The 23,746-nt window shown below is 64.0% G+C and carries 22 protein-coding genes; 10 read left to right on the top strand and 12 right to left on the bottom strand.

Translation table 11 applies throughout. The annotated features are described in order from the left end of the window. The first annotated feature begins 86 nt into the window (after positions 1-86). The gene (locus G6P99_RS29865; RefSeq protein WP_035976965.1) at positions 87-3,434 is read left to right on the top strand and encodes an adenylate/guanylate cyclase domain-containing protein; all 3,348 of its coding nucleotides are present in this window, start codon (positions 87-89) and stop codon (positions 3,432-3,434) included. An 81-nt stretch (positions 3,435-3,515) separates the two neighbouring features. Here G6P99_RS29865 and groL read toward each other — a convergent pair whose 3' ends face one another. Further along, positions 3,516-5,156: a chaperonin GroEL gene (groL, locus tag G6P99_RS29860; protein ID WP_029081569.1), complete on the bottom strand. Its 1,641-nt coding sequence runs from the start codon at positions 5,154-5,156 to the stop codon at positions 3,516-3,518. A gap of 58 nt (positions 5,157-5,214) precedes the next feature. Next, on the bottom strand, positions 5,215-5,529 hold the full coding sequence (gene groES, locus G6P99_RS29855) for a co-chaperone GroES (protein ID WP_029081568.1): 315 nt from the start codon (positions 5,527-5,529) through the stop codon (positions 5,215-5,217). 380 nt (positions 5,530-5,909) lie between these two features. On the opposite strand from groES, the gene G6P99_RS29850 reads away from it, so the two are divergent. Both G6P99_RS29850 and G6P99_RS29845 read left to right on the top strand, forming a co-directional pair. Continuing rightward, on the top strand, positions 5,910-6,200 hold the full coding sequence (locus tag G6P99_RS29850; protein WP_029081567.1) for an usg protein: 291 nt from the start codon (positions 5,910-5,912) through the stop codon (positions 6,198-6,200). Between the two features lie 113 nt (positions 6,201-6,313). Further along, the gene (locus tag G6P99_RS29845; protein WP_029081566.1) at positions 6,314-6,889 is read left to right on the top strand and encodes a cupin domain-containing protein; all 576 of its coding nucleotides are present in this window, start codon (positions 6,314-6,316) and stop codon (positions 6,887-6,889) included. Positions 6,890-7,134: 245 nt separating this feature from the next. Here the strand turns inward: G6P99_RS29845 and G6P99_RS29840 are convergent, their stop codons facing one another. Continuing rightward, on the bottom strand, positions 7,135-8,391 hold the full coding sequence (locus G6P99_RS29840; protein ID WP_165129033.1) for a NupC/NupG family nucleoside CNT transporter: 1,257 nt from the start codon (positions 8,389-8,391) through the stop codon (positions 7,135-7,137). Beyond that, positions 8,391-8,642: a hypothetical protein gene (locus G6P99_RS29835; protein ID WP_035976963.1), complete on the bottom strand. Its 252-nt coding sequence runs from the start codon at positions 8,640-8,642 to the stop codon at positions 8,391-8,393. Before G6P99_RS29835 ends, G6P99_RS29840 begins: the two co-directional genes overlap by 1 nt. 50 nt (positions 8,643-8,692) lie before the next feature. Here G6P99_RS29835 and G6P99_RS29830 point away from each other — a divergent pair, with 50 nt between their 5' ends. Continuing rightward, on the top strand, positions 8,693-9,580 hold the full coding sequence (locus G6P99_RS29830; RefSeq protein ID WP_165124412.1) for a peptidoglycan-binding domain-containing protein: 888 nt from the start codon (positions 8,693-8,695) through the stop codon (positions 9,578-9,580). Between the two features lie 465 nt (positions 9,581-10,045). Then, a complete protein-coding gene (locus G6P99_RS29825; RefSeq protein ID WP_029081563.1) occupies positions 10,046-11,269 on the top strand; it encodes an MFS transporter in 1,224 nt (407 codons plus the stop codon). Between the two features lie 320 nt (positions 11,270-11,589). Here G6P99_RS29825 and G6P99_RS29820 read toward each other — a convergent pair whose 3' ends face one another. Together G6P99_RS29820 and G6P99_RS29815 are read right to left on the bottom strand one after the other, a co-directional pair. After that, entirely contained in the window at positions 11,590-12,351 is a 762-nt protein-coding gene (locus G6P99_RS29820; protein ID WP_165124409.1) for an SDR family oxidoreductase, read from the bottom strand. Between the two features lie 12 nt (positions 12,352-12,363). Beyond that, positions 12,364-13,125, bottom strand: coding sequence for a proteasome-type protease (locus G6P99_RS29815; RefSeq protein WP_029081561.1), 762 nt, complete (start codon positions 13,123-13,125; stop codon positions 12,364-12,366). A gap of 305 nt (positions 13,126-13,430) precedes the next feature. Between G6P99_RS29815 and G6P99_RS29810 the strand changes: the two genes are divergently transcribed. After that, positions 13,431-15,026: an ABC transporter substrate-binding protein gene (locus G6P99_RS29810; protein ID WP_165124406.1), complete on the top strand. Its 1,596-nt coding sequence runs from the start codon at positions 13,431-13,433 to the stop codon at positions 15,024-15,026. 169 nt (positions 15,027-15,195) lie between these two features. Here G6P99_RS29810 and G6P99_RS29805 read toward each other — a convergent pair whose 3' ends face one another. The 5 genes from G6P99_RS29805 to G6P99_RS29785 form a co-directional block, all read right to left on the bottom strand. Further along, positions 15,196-15,489, bottom strand: coding sequence for a GYD domain-containing protein (locus tag G6P99_RS29805; protein WP_029081559.1), 294 nt, complete (start codon positions 15,487-15,489; stop codon positions 15,196-15,198). 306 nt (positions 15,490-15,795) lie between these two features. Continuing rightward, positions 15,796-16,206, bottom strand: a complete 411-nt coding sequence (locus G6P99_RS29800; protein ID WP_029081558.1) for a carboxymuconolactone decarboxylase family protein — start codon at positions 16,204-16,206, stop codon at positions 15,796-15,798. A gap of 27 nt (positions 16,207-16,233) precedes the next feature. Continuing rightward, entirely contained in the window at positions 16,234-17,076 is an 843-nt protein-coding gene (locus G6P99_RS29795; protein WP_029081557.1) for a transglutaminase family protein, read from the bottom strand. A 161-nt stretch (positions 17,077-17,237) separates the two neighbouring features. Then, the gene (locus G6P99_RS29790) at positions 17,238-18,185 is read right to left on the bottom strand and encodes an alpha-E domain-containing protein (protein ID WP_029081556.1); all 948 of its coding nucleotides are present in this window, start codon (positions 18,183-18,185) and stop codon (positions 17,238-17,240) included. 7 nt (positions 18,186-18,192) lie between these two features. Then, complete coding sequence (locus G6P99_RS29785; RefSeq protein WP_029081555.1) at positions 18,193-19,611, bottom strand: circularly permuted type 2 ATP-grasp protein; 1,419 nt, start codon at positions 19,609-19,611, stop codon at positions 18,193-18,195. Between the two features lie 225 nt (positions 19,612-19,836). On the opposite strand from G6P99_RS29785, the gene G6P99_RS29780 reads away from it, so the two are divergent. From G6P99_RS29780 to G6P99_RS29770, 3 genes are all read left to right on the top strand, one after another. After that, the gene (locus tag G6P99_RS29780) at positions 19,837-20,592 is read left to right on the top strand and encodes a competence/damage-inducible protein A (RefSeq protein ID WP_165124403.1); all 756 of its coding nucleotides are present in this window, start codon (positions 19,837-19,839) and stop codon (positions 20,590-20,592) included. Positions 20,593-20,598: 6 nt separating this feature from the next. Then, entirely contained in the window at positions 20,599-21,126 is a 528-nt protein-coding gene (gene gpt / locus G6P99_RS29775) for a xanthine phosphoribosyltransferase (RefSeq protein WP_029081553.1), read from the top strand. Between the two features lie 113 nt (positions 21,127-21,239). Continuing rightward, positions 21,240-21,863, top strand: coding sequence for a hypothetical protein (locus tag G6P99_RS29770; protein ID WP_029081552.1), 624 nt, complete (start codon positions 21,240-21,242; stop codon positions 21,861-21,863). Between the two features lie 16 nt (positions 21,864-21,879). On the opposite strand, the gene G6P99_RS29765 is transcribed toward G6P99_RS29770, so the two are convergent. Further along, complete coding sequence (locus G6P99_RS29765) at positions 21,880-22,902, bottom strand: methionine synthase (RefSeq protein ID WP_035976962.1); 1,023 nt, start codon at positions 22,900-22,902, stop codon at positions 21,880-21,882. A 99-nt stretch (positions 22,903-23,001) separates the two neighbouring features. Here G6P99_RS29765 and G6P99_RS29760 point away from each other — a divergent pair, with 99 nt between their 5' ends. Continuing rightward, complete coding sequence (locus tag G6P99_RS29760) at positions 23,002-23,706, top strand: glutathione binding-like protein (protein WP_029081550.1); 705 nt, start codon at positions 23,002-23,004, stop codon at positions 23,704-23,706. Positions 23,707-23,746 lie beyond the last annotated feature (40 nt).

Below are 23,746 nucleotides of genomic sequence, written 5' to 3'. Positions count from 1 at the left end.
AGAAGGTGCCACCCCAGACAGATTGCGATAACGTACGCTCTCCGTGGTCCGGAATTCGGCCAGCCGTCAACCCGTCGGTGGTGCCAATGCAACAGATTGCGGAATGGCTCGAGAAGCTGGGGCTTGGGCAATACGCGCTGCGTTTTGCCGAGAACGGGATCGACGTTGATGTTTTTCCCGAGTTGACGGATGAAGACTTTGACAGGCTCGGCGTCTTGCTCGGCCATCGCCGCAAGATGCTGCGTGCGATCGCCGATTTCACTCAAGCCGAACTGATCGCCGCGCCGGTTTCACCGCACGATGCCGAGCGCCGCCACCTTACCGTGATGTTCTGCGACCTGGTCGGCTCGACGGCCTTGTCGGCGCGTCTCGATCCCGAGGACATGTGGGAGGTGATCCGCGCCTACCGCGCGGCCTGTGCGCGGGTGATCGCGACATACGATGGCGTCGTTGCCAGATTTATCGGCGATGGGATCCTCGCTTATTTCGGCTATCCCCGTGCCCACGAGGATGACGCGGAGCGCGCGGTGCGCGCCGGCCTCGACGTCATCACCGCAATCGGCGGGCTCGAGATCCGCGCGAACGAGGGAGTAGCGGTACGGGTCGCGATCGCGAGCGGGCTCGTCGTGGTCGGCGACCTCGTCTCCGGCGGCGCGTCGGAGGAGCAGGCGTTGGTCGGCGATGCGCCGAACATCGCCGCACGGCTGCAGGGCTTGGCGGAGCCTGGTGTGGTCGTCGTGGCCGCCTCGACACGCCGGCTGCTCGGCAATCTGTTCACGCTTCGCAACCTCGGTCGCCGCGAGGTCAAGGGCATCGCCGAGCCGATCGCGGTGTGGGCTGTCGAAGGCGAACTGGCATCGGAAAGCCGCTTCGAGGCGGTGCGCACCGCGCGCTCGATCGGCTTCGTCGGCCGCAAGGCGGAGATCGAATTTGCGCTGTCGCGCCAGCAACTGGCGTGGCAGGGCCAAGGGCAGGCCGTGCTGATATCGGGTGAAGCGGGTATCGGCAAGTCGCGCATCGTGGCGATGCTCTCCGACAGTCTCCCGCCCGGGACGCATCGCCGTGTGCGGTATCAATGCTCGCCCTATCACACCAACAGCGCGCTGCATCCCTTCGCCGCCCAGCTCGAGCGCGCCGCCGCCATCAGGTCGGAAGATCTGCCGGAGCAGAAGCTGGACAAGCTCGAAGCCATGCTGGCGCTCGGGACGCAGCAGGTGGCCAGCGTGACGCCGCTGATCGCGGCGCTGCTGTCGATCCCAACCGGCGACCGCTATCCGCCGCTCGGCATGAGCCCGGCGCAGCAGCGGCGGCAGACATTCGCAGCACTGCTCGACCAGCTCGAGGGCCTCGCCAGGCAGCAGCCGGTGCTTGTGGTCTGCGAAGACATGCATTGGGCCGACGCCACATCGCTCGAACTGCTCGACCTCGCGGTCGACCGGATCAGGGGGCTGCCGATCCTCATGCTCATGACGTTCAGGCCCGAGTTCGAGCCGCCGTGGGCTGGGCTCGCAAATGTCAGCCTGCTGCGGCTCGATCGCCTCGACCGGCAGGACACGCGCGCGCTGATCGAGCAGGTGACCGTCGGTCGGTTGCTACCCGGCGAAATGATGACGCAGATCATCGAGCGGACGGATGGCGTCCCGCTGTTCGTCGAGGAACTGACCAAGATGATCATGGAGTCGGGGCTGCTCGTCGAGAATGCCGGGCGCTATCCACTGCCGCCGCTTGCGATCCCGGCGACGCTGCAGGACTCGCTGATGGCCCGGCTCGACCGGCTGGCGCCGGTCAAGGAGGTGGCGCAGATCGGTGCAGCGATCGGCCGCGAGTTCTCATATGCGCTGCTGCGCAGCGTGGCCGGGCGCGATGATCTGACCCTTGGCGCGGCGCTTGCCCAGCTCGAAGAGGCCGAGTTGCTGTTGCGCCGGGGCACGCCGCCGGATGCAAGCTACAGCTTCAAGCATGCGTTGGTTCAGGAAGCGGCTTACGAGAGCTTGCTCAAGAGCCGGCGGCAATTGCTCCACAAGCACATTGGCGACGTGCTGCGCGACAAGTTTGCCGAGATCGCCGAGATCGAGCCGGAAGTCGTTGCGTACCATTTCACCGAGGCAGGGCTCGGCGACACCGCGCTGGCGTGGTGGCGCAAGGCCGGTCAGCAGGCGCTGAAGCGCTCGGCCTATTGCGAGGCGATTGCACATCTCGGCAAGGCGGTCGCAATCGCCGATGAACTGCCCGACGAGCCGGGTCGGATGATCGGCCGGCTCCATCTGCAAATCGCGTACGGCCGCGCGCTGCGAGGCAGTCTTGGGCACAGCGCCCCCGAGACGGTGGCCGCCTGGACACGAGCCCGGCATTTCGCCTCTGATATCGACGATCCAATCGAACTGGCGCCGATCCAGTCGGGCCTTTTCAACGCCTGCTTGACCCACGGCGAGCTCGCGCCGATGCGGGAGTTGGAGGAGGCGATCATGGGCGCGGCGGAACGGCATCCGGAATCGCCGGTGGCGACGATCGTCGCACGCTGGAGCAGCGGGGTGACCGCCTGGTTCGCGGGCGATTACCTCACCGCGCGCATCCACCTCGAGCAGGCGTTCGCGGCCTATACGACCGAGCCGGATCCGGCAACCTTCAAGGCATCGACGCTCGACCTGCCGTTCGTCATCATGAGATTTCTGGCCTTGGTGCTTTGGCCGCTTGGCGAGATCGATCGAGCCCGAGAGCTCGCGGGCGCAGCGGTGAGCGTCGCCGGGGAGCAACGCGCGCTCGCGCGTGCCAATGCTCTGGTTCACAAGGCCGTTTTCGACGGGCTGTGCGGCAGCAGGTTGCGGCAGACCGAGACGATCCTTGCCCTGGGCCTGGCGCAAGACCACACGATGCCGCTGTATGTTGCCGCCGGCACCTACCTCAATGGTCTGGCCAAGTGGCGCGCCGGCGACCGGGCGGCAGGTCTCGCGGAGATGCAGCGTGGCTGGACGTTGCTTCACGAGAACGACTGCTACCTCTGTGAGCCGTTCTGGGGATTGCAAATTGCGGTGGCGAGTGCAGAGGCCGGGCATGTCAAGGCGGGGCTCGACATCATCAATGAGCTGATCGACGCGACGGAGCAGTCCGGGCAGCACTGGCTGGATGCCGAGCTATACCGCGTGCAGGGTGAGCTGCTGTCGCGTCGCGAAACCCCTGACATTTCCGGCGCCGAGGATGCCTACCACCGCGCCCTCCAGATTGCCCGAAGGCAGCAGACCAAGACCTTCGAGCTGCGCAGCGCGCTGGGACTTGCACGCCTGTACGCCGGCAATGGCCGGGTGGATGCGGGGCCGGAGGTGCTTGCGCCGGTGCGCGCCCGCTTCGATGCGGGGCAGGATCTCGCCGAGATCAAGGATGCCGACGAAGTGCTCAACCAGACGGATTGGCTGGTCCGTCGTCCTCGTGCATCCTGACGGACGTCGGTGGAGATAAAACAAAACCCCGGCATCGCTGCCGGGGTTTCGCATGTCTTGCAGTGCCCTGAGAGGCTGGACTTAGAAGTCCATGCCGCCCATGCCGCCGCCCGGAGGCATCGCGGGGCCGCCGGCGTTCTTCTTCGGCAGCTCGGCAACCATTGCTTCCGTGGTGATCAGCAGCGCCGCAACCGAGGCAGCGTTCTGGATCGCGGTACGGACGACCTTGGTCGGGTCGATGATGCCCTTCTTGACCAGGTCGGCATAGTCGCCGGTCTGGGAGTCGAAGCCGTAATTGTAGGCCTTGTTCTCCAGGATCTTGCCGACGATGACCGAACCGTCTTCACCCGCGTTGATCGCGATCTGGCGAGCCGGAGCCGACAGCGCCTTGCGCACGATCTCGACGCCGGTCTTCTGGTCGTCGTTCTTGGTGCGCAGGCCCTTGAGCTGCTCGGAAGCACGGAGCAGGGCGACGCCGCCGCCCGGGACGATGCCTTCCTCGACAGCCGCGCGGGTCGCATGCATCGCGTCATCAACGCGATCCTTGCGCTCCTTCACCTCGACCTCGGTCGCGCCGCCGACGCGGATCACCGCGACGCCGCCTGCGAGCTTGGCGAGACGCTCCTGCAGCTTCTCACGGTCGTAGTCCGAGGTGGTCTCCTCGATCTGCGCCTTGATCTGGGCAACGCGGGCGTCGATGTCGGCCTTCTTGCCGGCGCCGTTGACGATCGTGGTGTTCTCCTTGTCGATCATCACCTTCTTGGCGCGACCGAGCATGGCGAGCGTGACGTTCTCGAGCTTGATGCCGAGGTCTTCCGAGATGGCCTGGCCGCCGGTCAGGATCGCGATGTCCTGCAGCATGGCCTTGCGGCGATCGCCGAAGCCCGGAGCCTTGACGGCCGCGACCTTCAGGCCGCCGCGCAGGCGGTTGACGACGAGCGTGGCGAGCGCTTCGCCTTCGACGTCTTCAGCGACGATGATCAGCGGCTTGCCGGTCTGCACCACGGCCTCGAGCAGCGGCAGCAGCTCGTTCAGCGAGGAGAGCTTCTTCTCGTTGATGAGGATGTAGGCATCGTCCATCTCAACGCGCATCTTGTCTGCGTTGGTGACGAAGTAGGGCGAGATGTAACCGCGGTCGAACTGCATGCCCTCGACGACGTCGAGCTCGGTCTCGAGCGACTTGGCTTCCTCGACCGTGATCACGCCCTCGTTGCCGACCTTCTTCATGGCGTCGGAGAGGAACTTGCCGATCTCGGCATCGCCGTTGGCCGAGATGGTGCCGACCTGAGCGATCTCCTCGTTGGAGGTGACCTTCTTGGAGTTCTTGACGAGGTCGGCGACAACGGCTTCCACAGCCAGGTCGATGCCGCGCTTCAGGTCCATCGGGTTCATGCCGGCGGCAACCGACTTGGCGCCTTCACGAACGATCGCAGCCGCGAGCACGGTTGCGGTGGTGGTGCCGTCGCCGGCCGCGTCAGCGGACTTGGAGGCGACTTCGCGCACCATCTGGGCGCCCATGTTCTCGAACTTGTCCTCGAGCTCGATCTCCTTGGCGACGGTGACGCCGTCCTTGGTGATGCGGGGAGCGCCGAACGACTTCTCGAGCACGACGTTGCGGCCCTTGGGGCCGAGCGTCACCTTGACGGCGTTGGCGAGGATGTCGACGCCGCGCAGCATCTTGTCACGCGCATCGACGCCGAATTTGACTTCTTTAGCTGCCATCTGAATTTTTCCTTGGAATGGTTTTACCCTGGAGGAATCTTGGGGAGAGAGGAGGCGCTTAGGCCGCCTTCTTCTTGGAAGCGGGGACGTCGAGGACGCCCATGATGTCGCTTTCCTTCATGATCAGCAGGTCTTCACCGTCGATCTTGACCTCGGTGCCGGACCACTTGCCGAACAGGACGCGGTCGCCGACCTTGATGTCGATCGGGATCAGCTTGCCAGCCTCGTCGCGGCCACCCGGGCCAACGGCGATGATTTCGCCCTGGGAGGGCTTTTCCTTGGCACTGTCCGGAATGATGATGCCGCCAGCAGTCTTCTCTTCGGCGTCGATACGCTTGACCACGACGCGGTCGTGAAGCGGACGGAATTTCATGCAGTCCTCCTAAACTTTTGTGGATGCTGTAGATTTTTGGAGTGTTAGCAGTCCAGCCCGGCGAGTGCCAAGCCAGCTGCGCAGGAGATAGGCCAAGCCTGGGCGGCGGGCAAGTGCCTCTAGCAGAAAAATTGGCACTCGCGAATGACGGCTGCCACGATCATTTCGGCATCCTTAATGCCGGCCCGCGGGGTCGCCGAGGCTATTAGCAGATGCGGTAAGCTGCTGCCAACGCAAGAAATTTCAACAACCTATTAAACATTTGGGCTTGAGATTGGTTAGTCGCGTGCGTCACATTTCTCTCATGTGAGCGCATCCATTGCCGGTGGTCCGGCTGGGTCCGGCCGCCAGGTGAATGCGCTCCGTCACAGGAGGTTGGCATGGTCTCGCGAGTTGGTGGGGTTGCTTCCGACGATTTCCGGAAGCAGTTGCTGGGGTACGGGCTGACGACGGCGCAAATCCTCTATCGGATGCCGGATCATCGCTCGTTGCTGCAAACCTATGTCTGGCAGAACTACGATCTGTTTCCGAAATTTCCGGTGCTGCAGGATTTCCTCGCCTTCTGGCAGGAGAAGCTCGAGGGCCCGCTGTTTTCGGTGACGGTGGCGCATTCCAAGCTGGTCAAGCCGGCTGAACTGCGCGCCGTCGACGGCGTGTTCCGGCTGCATTGACATAGGCCTTGGACTTGGACCTTGCGGGCAGGGCGCAGCTTGCGCCTTTGCTCACCAGCGCTGCGCGACTTGTGTTAGCCTCTCACCGTCAGAAAAAAGACGGGAGGCGAACAATGGCCAAGAAGACGGCATCACGATCCGCAGCCAAGACCGCGGTAAAGAAGAAATGGACGGGGCTAGGAGCCGGCGCCAAGTCGTCCGCGCGCAAGACCATCAAGTCCAAGGGCCGCGTGCCGGCGGCGAAGAAGAACGCGCCCAAGACCGCGACAAAGACTGCAACAAAGGCGGCGAGCAAGGCACGGCCGAAGCAGCGCGTCGCCATCAGCCATCACCGCGAAGAGGATTTCAAGGCCGACGGGCTGCGCACCTACGCCAAATACCGCGACCTCGGCATCGCCGCGGCCTCGCATGGCCTCGCTCAGGCGCACGTCATCCGGCTGCAGGGGCCGTGCAATCCCGATGAAGTGTCGAAGCTGCACTTCCACGACGTCGACTTCCAGATGGTCTATGTGCTGAAGGGCTGGGTGAAGACCTACATGGAAGGCGAGGGCGAGACGCTGATGCAGCAGGGTAGCGCCTGGACCCAGCCGCCGCGCATCCGGCACATGATTTTGGACTACTCCGACGACGTCGAACTGCTGGAGGTGATCCTGCCGGCCGAGTTCAAGACGGTGGAGTTGAAGGCGTAAGCCTCGCACTGTCATGGCCGGGCTTGACCCGGCCATCCATCCTGCTTCGCAAGACTCTTTCCAGGTTGATGGATGCCCGGGTCATAGGCGAGCGGAAGCGACGCCGTCCTTCGGACGGCTGTGCCCGGGCATGACGATTTTGTAAGTGGCGGCCATCGGTTTCGTAGCCCGGATGGAGCGAAGCGAAATCCGGAAATCGCGCACACGATCAGCATGGCCCCGGATTTCGCTTCGCTCCATCCGGACTACGGCTGTGTCATCATCCCGACGATCGCCCCCATCAGGCATGTCGTCAGCGTGCCCGATACGATCGACTTCAGCCCGAGCGCATTGATCTCGTCGCGCCGCTCGGGTGCCATGATGCCGAGGCCGCCGATCATGATGCCGAGGCTCGCGAAGTTCGCAAAACCGCACATCGCGTAGAGCATGATCAGCCGCGAGCGCGGGTCGAGCGCGTCGGGACCGAGCTTCGACAGGTCGACATAGGCGATCAGTTCGTTCAGCACGGTCTTGGTGCCCATCAGGCTTCCTGCCGTGATCGCCTGCGGCCACGGCAGGCCCATCAGCCAGCACACCGGCGCCATGACGTAACCGAGCAAGCGTTGCAGCGAAATCTTCGCGCCGCCGATCTCGGGCAGCAGGCCGATGATCGCGTTCGCGAGATAGACCAGCGCGATCAGCACCAGCAGCATCGCGATGATGTTCATCAGGAGCTCGAGGCCGGCGGCGGTGCCCTTCACGATGGCGTCCATCGTCGACGACACCTGAACATCGGGATCATCGAGCGATCCGCCGGTGTGTCTGTCAGACGTTTCCGGCACCATGATCAGGCTGACTAAAATTGCGGCCGGCGCGCCCAGCACCGAAGCGATGACGAAATGCGCGGCGGCGTCAGGGATCAGCGGTGCGAGCAGCGTCGCATACAGCACCAGCACCGTGCCGGCGATCCCGGCCATGCCGCCGGTCATCACCAGAAACAATTCGCTGCGGCTGAGCTGCGCCAGATAGGGGCGGATGAAGAGCGGCGCTTCCACCATGCCGAGGAAGATATTGGCGGCGGTCGAGAGCCCGACCGCGCCGCCGACGCCGAGCGTACGCTCGAGCAGCCAGGCCATGCCGCGCACCACCGGCGGCAGCACGCGCCAATAGAACAGCAGCGTCGTCAACACGCTCATGACGAGCACGATCGGCAGCGCCTGGAACGCGAGGATGAAATCCGAACCCGGTGCCTTGGGATCGAACGGCGCCGGGCCGCCGCCGACATAGCCGAACACGAAGGCGGTGCCGGCGCGCGTCGCCGCCGCGATGATGCCGACGGCATCGTTGATCGCGCCGAAGGCCTGCGTCACCAGCGGCACCTTGATCAGCACCAGCGCGGTTGCGACCGTGACGACGAGCCCGATCGCTGCCTGCCGCAGCGACACGACGCTCCGATTCTCGCTCAACGCCCAGGCGACCGCCAGCAACGCCACCACGCCGAACGCCGATTGCAACTGCAGCATCATGCCCCCAGGAACCCGCGCGGGATTATGGCAGGGGCCTCGCGCAGCGCAATGCTGTTGCGCGCTTGGCAGGCTGGTGAAGAAGTCTTTGCTCGACGTGCGATGAGTGCGATGTCGTCGCCGTTGAGGAGGCAGATCTCCCGTTCGAGTGAGCCGTCATCCTTTAGTTCGGCCCAACCGTCACCTTCGGCGGGCTCCATTTCGTCGTTTCCCTGCCAGCCGAACTCGATGGCGGCGCCGTGCGCAACCATACCGCAAGGACAGGAAGCCAGAGGTGTGTTACAGGCGACGATCGGCGACCTTGCATCCGCTCGCGACGCCGGAGGACAGCATCATGCCGCTCTCGTCGGAACTGTTCACAAAGGAAGGTCCGGGCAAAAAGCGTCTAGCCGACTGCGCCGTCAATCATCAGTTTAATATCTTTAAGGACAAGACGCCGAATTTTCCCGGCACGGAGGACGCGGTCGGGCGAATCCAGACCGCGCTGCGGTCGCTGGGTTTCACCATCTCCGATGCGGCCGGCGTTTACGGAGAGTCGACGGCGAAGGCGGTGTTCGCTTTCAAGAGCGCTCATCGTCCCAAGCCGATCCTCGGCCCTGGCCAGACAGTTCCGGACCGTGTCGTCGGCATCCAGACCGTCGCTGCACTCGACAAGGCAATGGCCGGAAAAGGCCCGAATCCCGGTCCGACGCCTCCCGGTCCGACGCCTCCCCCTCCGACGCCTCCGCCTCCGACGCCTCCGCCTCCGACGCCTCCCCGTCCGACGCCTCCGCCGCCCGCGCCCAAACCGACGGACCGCGTCTGGAAGTTCAGCCTCAAACTACAGACGAATGCGGATAGCATATTTAGCTTCAGGCTAGAGCTGACCGATCCCGACGGCAACAGCGAAAACTTTCTCACTTCTAAACCTGTGAAGTTTGCGAATACCTTGGGTACGCCAGTCAACTGCATCCAGGTCGGAACCATGAAGTTCTCGAACGAGGTTTCCCTCGACGATATTCTCGGCTGCCTCGCCGGTGTGGCGCTCAAGCCTGGCGACCGCGCTGAGGTTCTCACCGGCACACTGGCTGTCTCCGACGCGGACAAAAACATCAATTCCTTGGCGCCCGTCAACGGCGCCGCTCAGGGACAGCCGAACGAAGGTGGCATCCTTTTCGTGGCTTCCGTGCTACAGCGGTTGGCGTTTTAGCGGTCCGCGACGCGCCGGCCCACCTATCCCCGCGCCTGCGCCGCGCCCTCGGCTGTGAGCGGAGCGTCGCGGGTGATGTTCACGTTTCCGCTGTGGTAAACATGACCTACTAACCCGGGACGCGCTCTATTCCTCCGGCTAGAAGAGACATCAGCCACACGTGCGGCCGCCGCTCGCATTTATATGATCTTGGGTACTTTCCCGCGCGCGTTCTATTGACAGGGGGGCCGCCTCGCGAACTCGGCTTCACCAGACGTGAAGGGCCGCCAGCGGAGAGGATCTGACCCCGCTACGGCCCCTCGCGCTCGGCGCTCTAAGAGCGTTTTCAAGCGAAGTGGACACCGGTTCGCATGAAGAAAACGCGTCAAAACAAGAATCTAGAGCTCGTTCCGATCTTATCGGAACGGAATAGCTCTTACCTCGTCTCCATTGACAAGTTGCAGGGGCTCAGCCACGCAATCATCCATGCTCACCGCCACGCCGGCCGGCGCCCGCGATCTGCTCGGCCACAGACCGTTCCTGTTCTTTTTGTCGTCGCGCAGCCTGTCGCGCTTCTCCAGCCAGATCGGCGCGGTCGCGATCGGCTGGCAGATCTATGAGCTGACCGGCAGCGCGTTCGACCTCGGCATGGTCGGACTGGTGCAGTTCCTGCCGACGGCACTGCTGGTGTTCGTCGCGGGCCACGCCGCCGACCGCTTCGAGCGCAAGCGCGTGGTGCAGGCCTGCCAGATCGCGGAAGCGCTGACCGCACTGTTTCTCGCCGGAAGCACGTTCGCCGGCACCATCTCCGAGATCCAGATCTTCGCTGCGACCTTCGTGCTCGGCATTGCCGGCGCGTTCGAGAGCCCGGCGACCGCCGCGTTGCTGCCGCTGATCGCGCCGCAGGGCTCGCTGCAGCGGGCGACCGCGATCTCGAGCGGCGCGGCCCAGGTCGCGACCATCACCGGACCCGCGCTCGGCGGCTTCGCCTATGCGCTGATGCCGAGTGCGCCCTATGCGGTGATGATGGTGTTCTGGCTGTTCGGCGCGCTCTTGACCGGCGGCATCGGCCGGCTGCAGCAGGCGGCGCCGAAGAACGGGCAGGTGTCGGATGATCTGTTTGCCGGCGTCACCTTCGTGCGCAGCAATCCGGCGATCCTCGGCACCATCTCGCTCGACCTGTTCGCGGTGCTGTTCGGCGGCGTCACTGCGCTGCTGCCGATCTACGCACGCGACATCCTGCAGACCGGCCCGCTCGGCCTCGGCATCCTGCGCGCCGCGCCCGCGGTCGGTGCGCTATTGATGACGATTGTGCTAGCACGGCACACCATCAACCGCCGCGTCGGCATGCGCATGTTCCAGGCGGTGATCGTGTTCGGCGTGGCGACGGTGGTGTTCGCGTTGTCGCACTGGATGTGGTTGTCAGCGCTGTCGCTCGCAGTGCTCGGCGCCGCCGACACGATCAGCGTCGTGATCCGCTTCTCGCTGGTGCAGCTTGCGACCCCCGACGAGATGCGCGGCCGGGTTGGCGCGGTCAATTTCCTGTTCATCAATGCGTCGAACCAGCTCGGCCAGTTCGAGAGCGGCGTCACCGCGGCGCTGCTCGGCGCCGTGCCGTCCGCCGTGCTCGGCGGCGTCGCCACCGTTGCAGTCGCGCTGCTCTGGATGAAGCTGTTCCCGACGCTGCGGGACGTGGAGAAGCTGGAGTAGGGGCCTTCTTACCTCGCCCCGCTTGCGGGAGAGGTTGAATCGCATGCAGCGAAGCGAAATGCGATTCGAGTGAGGGGGACTCTCCGAGAGCCGTCCCTCACCGTCCTCGTGGAGACTCCCTGCACGATTTCGGAATAATGGAAGAGTGCCGCTGATTTGCCCGACGTGTCAAGTTGCCGTGTCGAAGGTCGGCAGCCGACGGCTACTTTGCATGGGGTTGTTCTCGATATTTTGGCAGCGCGCCCCCGCGACGGCATGGCCGGGACAAGTCCGGCCATGACGACGTGATAGTCCTGCCGCAAGCGGGGAGAAGGAGAAGATCAGCCCCGGCCCACGAACGGCATCTTGGTCGCCATGACCGTCATGAACAGCACGTTGGCGTCGAGCGGCAGGCCGGCCATGTAGGCGACGGCATCGCCGACCGCCTTGGCGTCCATGCGCGGCTCGTGCTTGGTGGTGCCGTCCGGCTGCAGCACGCCGGGGCCGTTGACCATGCGGTCGGTCATCGGGGTCGCGGCATTGCCTATGTCGACCTGGCCGACCGCGATGTCATACATCCGGCCGTCGAGATTGGAAGCCTTGGTGAGCCCGGTGATGGCGTGCTTGGTCGAGGTGTAGGCCGCCGAGAACGGCCGTGGCGCATGCGCCGAGATCGAGCCGTTGTTGATGATGCGGCCGCCGCGCGGCTTCTGGTCCTTCATGATGCGGAAGGCGTGCTGGGTGCACAGGAACGGCGCGGTGAGGTTGGTGTTGACCACCGCCTGCCACTGCTCGAGCGTCAGATCCTCGAAATTCACCGGCGGCGCGCCCATGCCGGCGTTGTTGAACAGCACGTCGAGCCGGCCATAGGTCGCCTTCACCTTGTCGAACAGCGCCGTGATCGCGGCCGGGTTGGCCATGTCGGCCGACACGCACAGGCTCTTGCCGGCAGGGCCGAGCTTGCTGGTCTCTTCCAGCATCTCGATGCGGCGCCCGACGAGCACCACGGTATAGCCTGCGTTCATCAAGGCGAGCGATGCCGCGCGTCCAACGCCGGTGCCGGCGCCGGTGACGAGTGCGATCTTGCTGGTTGCCTCAGTCATCCGAGTTTCCTCTTACTTGGTTTTTGCTTCGGTTTCGTTCTTGTAGGGTGGGCGTGGAATGTTCTGGTGCGCCGCGCGCAGCGCCGCCGACCAGCGCGAGCGCAGATCGTGGAAATAGGGCTCGCCGGCCTCGATGCGGTGGTTGAGGTCGGCATCGCAGGCGTCCGTGCGCACCACCAACACGTCGATCGGCAGGCCGACGCCGAGGTTGGAGCGCATCGTCGAATCCATCGAGATCAGGCCCGTTTTGAGCGCCTCGTAGAGCTCGACATCGTAATGCATGGCGCGGTCGAGCACCGGCTTGCCGTATTTGTGCTCGCCGATCTGCAAATAGGGCGTGTCGGTGGTGCATTCGATGAAGTTGCCGGCGGTGTAGACCATGAACAGGCGCATCCGCGAGCCCTTGATCTGGCCGCCGAACAGGAACGACACGTCGAACGAGATGTCCTCGGAGCGCAGCGCGTCGCCCTCGGTGGCGTGCACCGAGCGGATGGCGCGGCCGATCCGCTGCGCAGCCTGGAACATGGTCGGCGCGTTCATCAGCGTCTCGAGCTCGCCGGTGTGCGGATCTTCCATGCCCTCGGTCAGGGTCGACAGCACCGACTGGCTGATCGCCAGATTGCCGGCGCTGGCGATCGCCATGATGCGCTCGCCGGGTTTTGAGAAGATGTGCAGCTTGCGGAAGGTCGAGACATTGTCGAGGCCGGCATTGGTGCGGGTGTCGGCGATCATGACGAGGCCGTCTCGCACCAGAATTCCGCAACAATAGGTCATTTCCAGTCCCCAAACGGTCCGAAATTCTCGGCGCAGAACTAGTAGCCAATTTCAGGGTGTCATCCAACCCCAATTCCCTGCCGCGGGACATGCGGCGACCGGTCAAAAAGGGGCGGGTGGCCTGCCGCGGCGAATGGCCGTATGGGACTGTTCCGCCCGCAGGCCGTTCGGAGATGCCCGGGCGCCAACCTCGTTCTGCGCCGCGCGCAGCCGGCAATGATCGGCATCCCCTGTCATTGCGAGGCTCCTGGCGTTGTGCTCGACTGCCTGCAACCGACAACAACAAGAAATTCCGGGAGACGAGAATGTCGTTCAAACTGGCCGCATGCATCGTGGCCTTCGGCATCGTGACAATGGCTGCGAGCCCAGCATCGGCGCAGAAGAAGGGCGGCACGCTGCGGCTCTATCACAACGACAATCCGCCCTCGACCTCGCTGCTTGAAGAGTCGACCATCGCCTCGGTGATGCCGTTCGCGGCGGTCTTCAACAACCTCGTGGTGTTCGATCCCGCCAAGGTGCACGAATCGATCGACACCGTGATCCCGGATCTCGCCGACAGCTGGTCGTGGGATTCGACCAACACAAGGCTGACTTTCAAACTGCATCACGGCGTGAAGTGGCACGACGGCCAGCCTTTCACCGCCAAGGACGTGCAATGCACTTGGCGGATGCTGATCGGCAAGAGCGAGACCCAGGACTTCAAGCGCAATCCGCGCAAGGTCTGGTACACGAAGCTCAAGGACATCAGCGTCAATGGCGACGATGAAGCGACTTTCGAGCTGACCGAGCCACAACCCGGCCTGCTGGCGCTGCTCGCCAGTGCTTTCTCGGTGGTCTATCCCTGCCATGTGCCGCAGCAGGTGATGCGCACCAAGCCGGTCGGCACCGGGCCGTTCAAGTTCGTCGAATTCCGGCGCGGAGATTCAATCCGTCTCGTCCGCAACCCCGATTACTTCAAGAAGGACCGGCCGTATCTCGACGAGATTACGGTGCGCTCGATCGACAGCCGGGCCACGCGGATGCTGGCGTTCGCGACCGGGGACTATGACATCACCTTTCCGTCCGACGTCAGCATTCCCCTGATGAAGGACGTCAAGGCGCGGGCACCGAACGCAATCTGCGAGATGACCTCGACCAATCTGCAGATCAATCTCTTGGTCAACCGCGTCAATCCGCCGTTCGACAATTCCGAGATCCGCAAGGCGATGTCGCTGGCGCTCGACCGCAAGGCGTTCAACAGCATTCTGTTCGAGGGCACCGGTCGGCTCGGCGGCGCGATGCAGGCCAAGCCCGAAGGCGAGTGGGGCATGCCGGCAGACGTGCTGTCGACGCTGATGGGCTACGGTCCCGACACCGAGAAGAACCTCGCGGACGCGCAGGCGATCATGCAGAAGCTCGGCTACAGCGACGCCAAGCCGTTGTCGATCAAGATCCAGACCCGCAATTTGCCGACCTATCGCGACCCGGCGGTGATCCTCGCCGACCAGCTCAAGAACATCTACATCGTCGCCGAGCTCGATATCCTTGATACGCCGCGCTGGTACTCGCGGCTGCAGCGCAAGGATTACACGATCGGTCTCAATGTCACTGGCGTCAGCGTCGACGATCCCGATGGCAACGTCGTCGAGAATTATTCCTGCAACTCGGAGCGCAACTACACCCAGTATTGCAATGCCGAGGTCGACAAGTTGCTCGCCGCGCAATCGCGCGAGGTCGACAAGGACAAGCGGCGGAGCATCGTGTTCGACATCGAGCGCGTGCTGGTCGAAGACGCGGCGCGGCCGGTCATTCTGCACTCATCGGCCGGCAATTGCTGGCAGCCTTACGTGAGGAATTTTCATCCGCACGACAACAGCCAGTACAACAATCTGCGGTTTGAGGATGTCTGGCTGGATAAATGAATCAAGTTGGCCCGCTTGGCGACGACGTCCGCCGTCGTCCTCGTGCGCTTCGTAGCTCAGTCGTTATTCCTGCGCGCGCGGAGTACCCGCGCCGACCGTCGGGTGTCACGATCGCGACGGCACCCGTCGGTCAAGGCCGCGCAGGGATGCATCGGGACATCCGAAGCCGCTACGGAAGCTCGGATATCAGCTTGGTCCACTCGGCCTCGGGCCAGGCCCGTGAGGTGCAGGTCCGTATGTTTCCCTGAGAACTGAGCGCGAGCGCGAGTTTCGTGATGTTGTCGCCGAGAGGCGCTTCGGCGAGGAGAAGGATGTCATGCTCGCCGGAGGTGAGATAGACCTCCTTGATTTCGACACCGAGCGTCTTGGCGAGTTCTTTCGCCGCTCGGCTGCGCTTGGGAGCTTCCTTGACATTACGAATTCCCTGGTCGGTCCAGTCGATCCTCACTATGAATGTCGCCATGTCGTCCTCCAAGGGTTACGCACTGCCCTTGTCTGCCGCGCGCGCGGCAGGCCAACGTGCTTCATGTTGAAATTGAGGGAGCGCCCCATAAGGCAGGCGCTGCTTTCAGACTGCGATGCCTGCCGACGGCCTGACCGCTGCCTGTTCCGTCAAACGGCGACGTCGGCCCGTCCCGTCTCAAAGGGCAGCTCGGTGCAGATTACGCCATGTCATTTGCTGGAGAAAGAGGGCTCCCCGCGTTGTGATCGCAAACGCAGTGGCGCCCCGGAATGACAGGATGAGGGCAGGCAAAGCAAAGCGTCCAGCCTACGCATCCGGTGCATCGACGAGGAACGCCTCGTCCACCGGCACGCCGAGCGCCGTGACCAGCCGGTTGGTCTCGGCGGCCATGCCGACGATCGCCAGCATTTCCAGATATTCGGCCTCGGTCATGCCCTTGGCGCGGGCGCTCGCGGTGTGCGAATGAATGCAGTAGCTGCAGCCATGGGCCACCGAGACCGCAACGTAGAGCATTTCCTTGACCTTCGGATCCAGCGCTCCCGGCGCCATCACCTCCTTGATGCTCTCCCAGGTTCGCCGCAAGGTCTTCGGATCATGCGCCAGCGCGCGCCAGAAATTGTTGACGAAGTCCGACTTTCGCGTCGTGCGGATGTCATCGAAGACGGCGCGCGCCTCCGGCGAGAGTTCATCGTCGGACAGCAGTTTTACGGTGGCCATGGTGTGTCTCGCTAATCGGACTAGCAGCTACGACTGCGTCTGGCTCTGCCATTGTCCGGGGCGCCCGGCCTGATCGACCTTGACCGCGACCGACAGCGTCTCGCTGCCGCCGCCATAGCGGGTGCCGCGGACCGGGGCGGCGCCGAGATAGTCGAGGCCGATCGCGACGCGGGCATGAGCGTCGGTGGTGCAAATGCCGTTGGCGGCGTCGAAGCCGACCCAGCCGAGATTGGGCACGAACGCCTCGGCCCAGGCATGACCGGCCTGCTGGTTGACCATGCCGTCGGAGCGCAGGAAGTGGCCGGAGACGAACCGCGCCGGCACGCCGCCGGCGCGCGCGCACGCGATCAGGATATGCGCGTAATCCTGGCAGACGCCGCGCTTCAGCGCGAACGCCTCGGAGGCCGAGGTGGCGCTGTTGGTTGGATCCTCGTCAAACGTCATGTGCTCGTAAATCTGCGCCATCTGCGCGTGCAAGAAGCCGAGCACGTCCGCGCCGGCCGCCGCCCGCAGCTCGCGCACGGAGGCGGTCATGGCCGGGTTGAGGTCGGTCAGCGGTGTGGGCCGCAGGAACAGGCTCGGCGGAAACCGCTCGTCGCTACCGCGCAGCACGCCGCCGGTGTCCTGAGTCTCGACCAGGCCTTCGCAATGGATGGTGAGGTCGCTGATCGCGCCGTGGGTCAGCACGTGGGTGACGTTGCCGAAAGCGTCCTCATGGGTGTCGAGCCGGGAATCGGTCGAGACGTCGATCTGCCAATCCGCGACGTACTGGCCGTCATGGCTGCCCGGCGTCATCCGCAGGATCTGGATCACGCCCGAGGCCGCCGGCTCGTAGCGATAGGTGGTGGTGTGGGCTATCCGCAGGCGCATGGTCGACCAACACAGTCGGGATCGTTATATCAGAGCAAAAGCGCGAAGCGCGTCCTCGCCAGATGCTCCTAGCGTTCGTCTTTCGCCCTTATCGTCCTTCAAAGCAAGACGTGGATGGCCGGGTCAAGCCCGGTCATGACGGGATTTTGCGTCAAAACCGGTCAAATCAGGTACTGCTTGGTGACGATCTCACCGAGCCGTGAGTTGTCCGCGATGAATTCCTGGATGAACTCGTGCACGCCGTGCTGGAAGATGTCGTCCATATGGCTGTGCTCGAGCCGGTTCCTGATGCCGCGGGCGTGGCGCTGGGCGGCGCCCTGGCGGCCATAGGCGACGCCGATCTGGTCCAGATTGCGCACGAGGTTGCTGTAGCAGCTGGCGAGCGACCGCGGCAGCGTGTCGTTGAGGATCAGCAGGTCGGCGATCAGCCAGGGCTTCAGGGTTTCCCGGTAGACCCAGTGATAGGCGGTCGTTGCCGACACCGAGCGCAGGATCGAGGTCCACTGGTAGTAATCCAGCGGGCCGCCGACATGCTCCTCTTCGGGCAGCAGCATGTGATACTTCACGTCGAGAATGCGCGCGGTGTTGTCGGCGCGCTCGAGATGCACCCCGAGCCGCGAGAACCAATAGGCGTCGTTGCGCAGCATGGTGCGGTAGGCTGAGCCGTCGAAGCGCAGCGAGGTCTCCTGCACGAAGCGCAGGAATTTGGCCAATTCCTCGCGGCTGCCGGTCCCGCCCTTGCCCCACACCGCCTGCAACTCAATCCAGGCCGAATTGATCGTGTCCCACATTTCCGAGGTCAGCGCGGTGCGCACCGAGCGTGAATTGAGCCGGGCTGCCTCGATGCAGTTCTTGATCGAGGAGGGGTTCTCCGACGAGAAGGAGAGATATTCGACGACGTTCTGCTGGTTGGCTTCCGGGTAGTGATCGTAGAAGCTCGCGCCGACGCCGGCGGTGAGCAGCGCGGAATCCCACTCATTGGTCTTGCCGATATAGGCCGCGGGCAGCGCGGTGACGCGCAGCGTGGCGTCGATCGTGCGCGCCAGATATTCGGCACGTTCGACGTAACGGGCGAGCCAGAACAGATTTTCGGCGGTGCGCGACAGCATGCTTCAACTACTCGCTTAGAATCCAGGTGTCCTTGGTGCCGCCGCCCTGGCTCGAATTGACCACGAGCGAGCCTTCCTTCAGCGCGACGCGGGTCAGCCCGCCGGGCACGATGGTGGTCTGGCTGCTGCCGGTCAGCACGAACGGGCGAAGGTCGACATGGCGCGGCGCCAGACCCTTGTCGGTGCAGGTCGGGCAGGTCGACAGCGCCAGCGTCGGCTGGGCAATGAAGCCTTCGGGCTCGCGCTTGAGCTTGTCGCGGAACGCCTCGATGGTGGCCTTGGTGGCGGCCGGGCCGATCAGCATGCCGTAGCCGCCCGAGCCGTGCACCTCCTTGACGACGAGGTCGGCGAGGTTGTCGAGCACGTAGGACAGATCCTGCGCTTCGCGGCAGCGCCAGGTCTGCACGTTCTTCAGGATCGGCTCCTCGCTGAGGTAGAACTTCACGATGTCGGGCATGTAGGAATAGATCGCCTTGTCGTCGGCGATGCCGGTGCCGACCGCGTTGGCAAGCGTGATGTTGCCGGCCGCATAGGCCGACATCAGCCCGGGAACGCCGAGCGCGGAATCCGGGCGGAAGGTGAGAGGGTCGAGGAAATCGTCGTCGACGCGACGGTAGATCACGTCGACCCGCTTCAGCCCCTCGGTGGTGCGCATGAACACCTCGTCGTTCTTGACGATGAGGTCGCGCCCCTCGACCAGCTCGATGCCGAGCTTGTCGGCCAGGAACGAGTGCTCGTAATAGGCGGAGTTGTAGACGCCGGGCGTCATCAGCGCCACCGTCGGCTCGGCGGAGGCGCTGTGCGGCGCCACCGAGCGCAGCGCCGACAACAGCTCGTCAGGATAGCGCTCGACCGGCGCGACGCGGTGCCGCGCGAACAGGTCCGGAAACAGCCGCATCATGATCTCGCGGTTTTCCAGCATGTAGGAGACGCCGGACGGCGTCCGTGCATTGTCCTCCAGCACGATGAAGTTGTCGGGATCGGTGCGGATGATGTCGATGCCGGCGATGTGCACGTAGATGTCGTGCGGCACGTCCTGGCCGTTCATCTCCGGACGGAACACCGGGTTCTGGAAGATCAAATCCTCGGGGATGACGTTGGCGCGCAGAATGTCGCGGCCGTGATAGATGTCCTTGAGGAACATGTTGAGCGCGAGCACGCGCTGCTTGAGGCCTTTCTCCAGCAGCGTCCATTCGTTCGCCGACATGATGCGCGGAATGACGTCGAACGGGATCAGCCGCTCCTGGGCTTCGGTATCGCCATAGACCGCGAAGGTGATGCCGATCCGGCGGAACAAGAGCTCCGCTTCCTGGCGTCGATATTCGAGCGCATCCGGCGGCGTCTCTTTGAGCCAGCGGGAAAGCTCCTGGTAGGCCGGGCGAAGGTCCTCGCCAAGGCCGTTCATCTCATCGAACGCGACTGCCATATATCCTGACTGCCCTCCCAAGCCATGTGACACAGTGCATGACTTGATGGGATGGTAGCAAGGGGCGGGCCAGCGCGATATGCATTGGCTTATGGCATTTGCTAAGGGTGAGACGGAAGGCCTGCCCGAAAAACCGGCTGAGGTCTGCTTAATTCGGCGGCAAAACCTCGTGACATCAAGGCATTGGGTCGGCAATGTCAGGGGATCAAGTTAGGGAATGAGACCATGAGCGAGATTGTCACGGCGGGGATATTGGTGATCGGCGACGAGATCCTGTCCGGCCGGACCAAGGACAAGAACATCGGCTTCATCGCCGAATACCTGACCAATATCGGCATCGACCTCAATGAGGTCCGCGTCGTCGCCGACGACGAGGCCGACATCATCGCCGCCCTTGATGCGCTGCGGCATAGATACAACTACGTGTTCACCACCGGCGGCATCGGGCCGACCCATGACGACATCACCGCCGACAGCGTCGCGAAGGCATTCGGGGTCGAGATCCACCATCATCCTGACGTGGTGGCGCGGTTCAGGGAGCGCTGGAGCGAGCAGGACCTCAACGAGGCGCGGCTCCGGATGGCCCGGGTGCCCGACGGCGCCGAGCTGATCCAGAGCGCGACCATCTTGGCGCCGGGCTTCAAGCTCGGCAATGTCATCGTGATGGCCGGTATCCCCACCATCATGCAGGCGATGATGGACATCGTGGCGCCGACCTTGAAATCCGGCCAGCGGATGCTGTCGGATTCTGTCCGCGCTGACGCGCGGGAAGGCGATATCGGTGGTCCGCTGCGGGCGATCGCGGAGGCCCATCCCGACACCATCATCGGCAGCTATCCGTTCCAGGATGAGAACCAGAAGCCGAACACCAATCTGGTGGTGCGCTCGCGCGATTCGGAGAAGCTCGCGGCTGCGATGGCCGCGGTGAAGGACATGCTGAAGCAGGTGCAGGCCGCGCAGAAAAAGCCGGCAGCGGGTTGAGACGATATGGTCGAGAGAAGTTCTGAACCGAGTGCGCAGGAGCGGGCCGGCAGGCCGTTCCCGGTCTCGTGGGATCAATTCCACCGGGATTGCCGGGCGCTGACCTGGCGGCTCAACGAGGTCGGCCCGTTCCATGCGGTGATCGCCATCACCCGCGGCGGACTGGTGCCGGCCGCGATCGTGGCGCGCGAACTCGGGCTGCGGATCATCGATACGGTCTGCGTCGCGAGCTACGACCATGACAAGCAGGGCGATCTGAAAGTGCTCAAGGGCATTTCGGAGCAAACCGCCAAGCTCGGCGGCGGCACCGGCAAGGGGCTTCTGATCGTCGACGACCTCGTCGATACCGGCAAGACCGGCAAGCTGGTGCGCGAGCTGCTGCCCGACGCGCATTTCGCAACCGTCTACGCCAAGCCGAAGGGACGGCCGCTGGTCGACACCTACATCACCGAGGTGTCGCAGGACACCTGGATCTTCTTTCCCTGGGATACCGCGCTGTCGTTCCAGCCGCCGATCCGCGACGGGGCGGCGTAACTTGACCGTCATTGCGAGCGAAGCGAAGCAATCTATCGCGCCGCACCCGTGGATGCATGGATTGCTTCGTCGCTGACGCTCCTCGCAATGACGGTTGTGGCTAAAGGTTCGCCATGCCCCTGCAAAACCGCGTCACCCCGACCGGAGACATCGTCGCGTCAGAACATCGCGGCACCTTCACCGGCAATCGCGGCATCATCCACGATCCGGCGACGCGGACGCTCTTGAACAAGCGCTGGTCGTCGCCGGCGTGGCTCACCTGTGTCTGCGAGTTCAGGGGACGGCGGCGCAAGGTGATGAGCCGGCAGAGCTGGACCGAACTGTTCTTCCTTGATGAAGCGACCGCCTTCGCAGCCGGGCACCGGCCGTGCTTCTACTGCCGCCGCGATGACGCCAAGCGGTTTCGCACGGCCTGGGAGAGCGGCAACGGCGTCAACGATCTCAGTGCCAAGGCGATGGATGCGATGCTGCATGCCGAGCGGCTCGCTCGCGGCAGGAAGCGGCTGCATCCGTTGCCGCTCAAGCTGCACGAACTGCCCGACGGCACGATGGTGCAGGCGAACGGGGAAAGCTATCTTGTCGCCAATGGCAAGACGTTGCGCTGGTCGTTCGCCGGTTACGACCGGGCTGATGTGACCGGTCCCGCGATGCTGCTGACGCCGCCGTCGACTGTCCGCGCGTTTCAGGCCGGCTATTGGCCGGTGTTGCATCCGAGCGCGGCGACTGCTTTGGGCTGAGCCGCCGCTGCTGCCCTTACGCCAACCGTTGTCGCGCCAGCTTTGCACCCGCACCGAGCGCAATCAGCTTGGCTTCGGCGATGTCCCGCCGCATCGGGGCCATGCCGCAATTGGTGGTCGCGATGATGTTGCCCTTCGGCACGAATTTCGCGACCGCCTCGATCACCTTGACGACATCCTCGGCGGTCTCGACCTCGTCGCTGGCGACGTCGATCACGCCGGCCTGCACGATCTTGCCGGGCAGCGCCGCGAGCAGCTCGATCGGCACCTTCGAGTTGCGACATTCGATCGCGACCTGCTGGATCGTGCTCTTGTCGATCACCGGGAAAGTCTCTTCATATTGCCGCCACTCGCCGCCGAGCGTCTGCTTCCAGTCGGTGTTGGCCTTGATGCCGTAGCCGTAGCAGATGTGAACCGCCGTGGCGCAGGTCAGGCCCTCGGCGGCGCGCTCCAGCGCCTTGATGCCCCAGTCGCGGACCTCATCCATGTAGACATTGAACGCGGGCTCATCGAACTGGATCATGTCAACGCCGTCGGCCTGCAACGCCCTGGCTTCCTGGTTCAATAGCTCGGCGAAGGCGAAGGCCATCTTCACGCGGTCGCCATAGTATTGGTCGGCGATGGTATCGATGATCGTCATCGGGCCGGGCAGGGTGAACTTCAGCCTGTTTTTGGTGTGGGCGCGTGCCGCGCGCGCCTCGCTTTCGTGGACACGGCCCTTGAGTTGCAGCGGCGCGACCACCTGCGGCACCATCGCCTTGTAGCGGTCCTTGCGGATGCCCATCTCGACCTTGTGGGCAAAATCGATGCCCTCGATCCGCTCCAGAAAACCGTGCACGAAGTGCTGGCGCGCCTGCTCGCCCTCGGTGACGATGTCGACGCCGGCATCCTCCTGCAGCTTGACCGCAAGCACCGTGGCATCGCGCTTGGCGCGGGCGAGCTCGGCGCCGTCCGACTTCCAGGGCGCCCACAGCATGTTCGGTTCGGCGAGCCATTCCGGCTTCGGCAGGGAGCCTGCGATCGTGGTTGGAAACAGCATGGGTGCCTCCCGATGGGTTCTGATTGAGCGCCTGTGTGCCATGTCCTAAGGTGGAGGTACAGAACAACAAAAGTCTTTGTGATGGGGAATAGGACGCCGATGATCGACCTGCACTACGCGCCGACGCCGAACGGCTGGAAGATCTCGATCATGCTGGAGGAACTGGGGCTGCCCTATCAGGTGATCCCGGTGAACATCCGCGCCGGCGAGCAGTTTCGGCCCGAGTTCCTGGCGATCAGCCCGAACAACCGCATCCCCGCGATCGTCGACCATGCGCCTGCCGATGGCGGCGGGCCGTTCCCGGTGTTCGAGACCGGCGCGATCCTGATCTATCTCGCCGACAAGACCGGCCGCTTCCTGTCCCGGGAGCTGCGTGCGCGGTCGAATGTCATCCAATGGGTGATGTGGCAGGTGGGCGGCCTTGGGCCGATGCTCGGCCAGCACGGCCATTTCGCGCTTTATGCGGCCGAGAAGATTCCCTATGGGATCCAGCGCTACCGCGACGAGACGGCGCGGCTCTACGGCGTGCTCGATCGCCAGCTCGGCAAGACCGGTGCCTACATCGCCGGCGACGACTATTCGATCGCCGACATCGCCTGCTTCCCCTGGACCATGACCCACAAGGCGCAGGGCTTTACCCTCGACGATTACCCGAACATCAAGCGCTGGTACGCGGCCGTGCGCGCCCGCCCGCAGCTGCAGGCGGGGCTGGCGATCGGAAAATTCGTCAAGGAACCGTTTGACGAGGAATCACGCAAGAACATGTTCGGCCAGCGTGCGAAGGAGCTGGTCGAGAGGAAATGATTGTCGTCATTCCGGGGCGCGACGTAGTCGCGAGCCCGGA

Source organism: Bradyrhizobium sp. 6(2017) (assembly GCF_011058295.2).
GTDB lineage: Bacteria > Pseudomonadota > Alphaproteobacteria > Rhizobiales > Xanthobacteraceae > Bradyrhizobium > Bradyrhizobium septentrionale.
This window is presented reverse-complemented; position numbering and strand designations above follow the sequence as displayed.

Excerpts from the sequence above, each read along its gene's own strand:
- G6P99_RS29840 (WP_165129033.1), bottom strand. The coding sequence starts at position 8,391 with ATGCTGCAGTTGCAATCGGCGTTCGGCGTGGTGGCGTTGCTGGCGGTC.
- G6P99_RS29820 (WP_165124409.1), bottom strand. The coding sequence starts at position 12,351 with ATGACTGAGGCAACCAGCAAGATCGCACTCGTCACCGGCGCCGGCACC.
- G6P99_RS29815 (WP_029081561.1), bottom strand. The coding sequence starts at position 13,125 with ATGACCTATTGTTGCGGAATTCTGGTGCGAGACGGCCTCGTCATGATC.
- G6P99_RS29835 (WP_035976963.1), bottom strand. The coding sequence starts at position 8,642 with ATGGTTGCGCACGGCGCCGCCATCGAGTTCGGCTGGCAGGGAAACGAC.
- G6P99_RS29760 (WP_029081550.1), top strand. The coding sequence starts at position 23,002 with ATGATCGACCTGCACTACGCGCCGACGCCGAACGGCTGGAAGATCTCG.
- gpt (WP_029081553.1), top strand. The coding sequence starts at position 20,599 with ATGGTCGAGAGAAGTTCTGAACCGAGTGCGCAGGAGCGGGCCGGCAGG.
- groES (WP_029081568.1), bottom strand. The coding sequence starts at position 5,529 with ATGAAATTCCGTCCGCTTCACGACCGCGTCGTGGTCAAGCGTATCGAC.
- G6P99_RS29780 (WP_165124403.1), top strand. The coding sequence starts at position 19,837 with ATGAGCGAGATTGTCACGGCGGGGATATTGGTGATCGGCGACGAGATC.
- G6P99_RS29825 (WP_029081563.1), top strand. The coding sequence starts at position 10,046 with ATGCTCACCGCCACGCCGGCCGGCGCCCGCGATCTGCTCGGCCACAGA.
- G6P99_RS29800 (WP_029081558.1), bottom strand. The coding sequence starts at position 16,206 with ATGGCCACCGTAAAACTGCTGTCCGACGATGAACTCTCGCCGGAGGCG.
- G6P99_RS29810 (WP_165124406.1), top strand. The coding sequence starts at position 13,431 with ATGTCGTTCAAACTGGCCGCATGCATCGTGGCCTTCGGCATCGTGACA.
- G6P99_RS29785 (WP_029081555.1), bottom strand. The coding sequence starts at position 19,611 with ATGGCAGTCGCGTTCGATGAGATGAACGGCCTTGGCGAGGACCTTCGC.
- G6P99_RS29845 (WP_029081566.1), top strand. The coding sequence starts at position 6,314 with ATGGCCAAGAAGACGGCATCACGATCCGCAGCCAAGACCGCGGTAAAG.
- G6P99_RS29865 (WP_035976965.1), top strand. The coding sequence starts at position 87 with ATGCAACAGATTGCGGAATGGCTCGAGAAGCTGGGGCTTGGGCAATAC.
- G6P99_RS29770 (WP_029081552.1), top strand. The coding sequence starts at position 21,240 with ATGCCCCTGCAAAACCGCGTCACCCCGACCGGAGACATCGTCGCGTCA.
- G6P99_RS29805 (WP_029081559.1), bottom strand. The coding sequence starts at position 15,489 with ATGGCGACATTCATAGTGAGGATCGACTGGACCGACCAGGGAATTCGT.
- G6P99_RS29850 (WP_029081567.1), top strand. The coding sequence starts at position 5,910 with ATGGTCTCGCGAGTTGGTGGGGTTGCTTCCGACGATTTCCGGAAGCAG.
- G6P99_RS29790 (WP_029081556.1), bottom strand. The coding sequence starts at position 18,185 with ATGCTGTCGCGCACCGCCGAAAATCTGTTCTGGCTCGCCCGTTACGTC.
- G6P99_RS29765 (WP_035976962.1), bottom strand. The coding sequence starts at position 22,902 with ATGCTGTTTCCAACCACGATCGCAGGCTCCCTGCCGAAGCCGGAATGG.
- groL (WP_029081569.1), bottom strand. The coding sequence starts at position 5,156 with ATGGCAGCTAAAGAAGTCAAATTCGGCGTCGATGCGCGTGACAAGATG.
- G6P99_RS29795 (WP_029081557.1), bottom strand. The coding sequence starts at position 17,076 with ATGCGCCTGCGGATAGCCCACACCACCACCTATCGCTACGAGCCGGCG.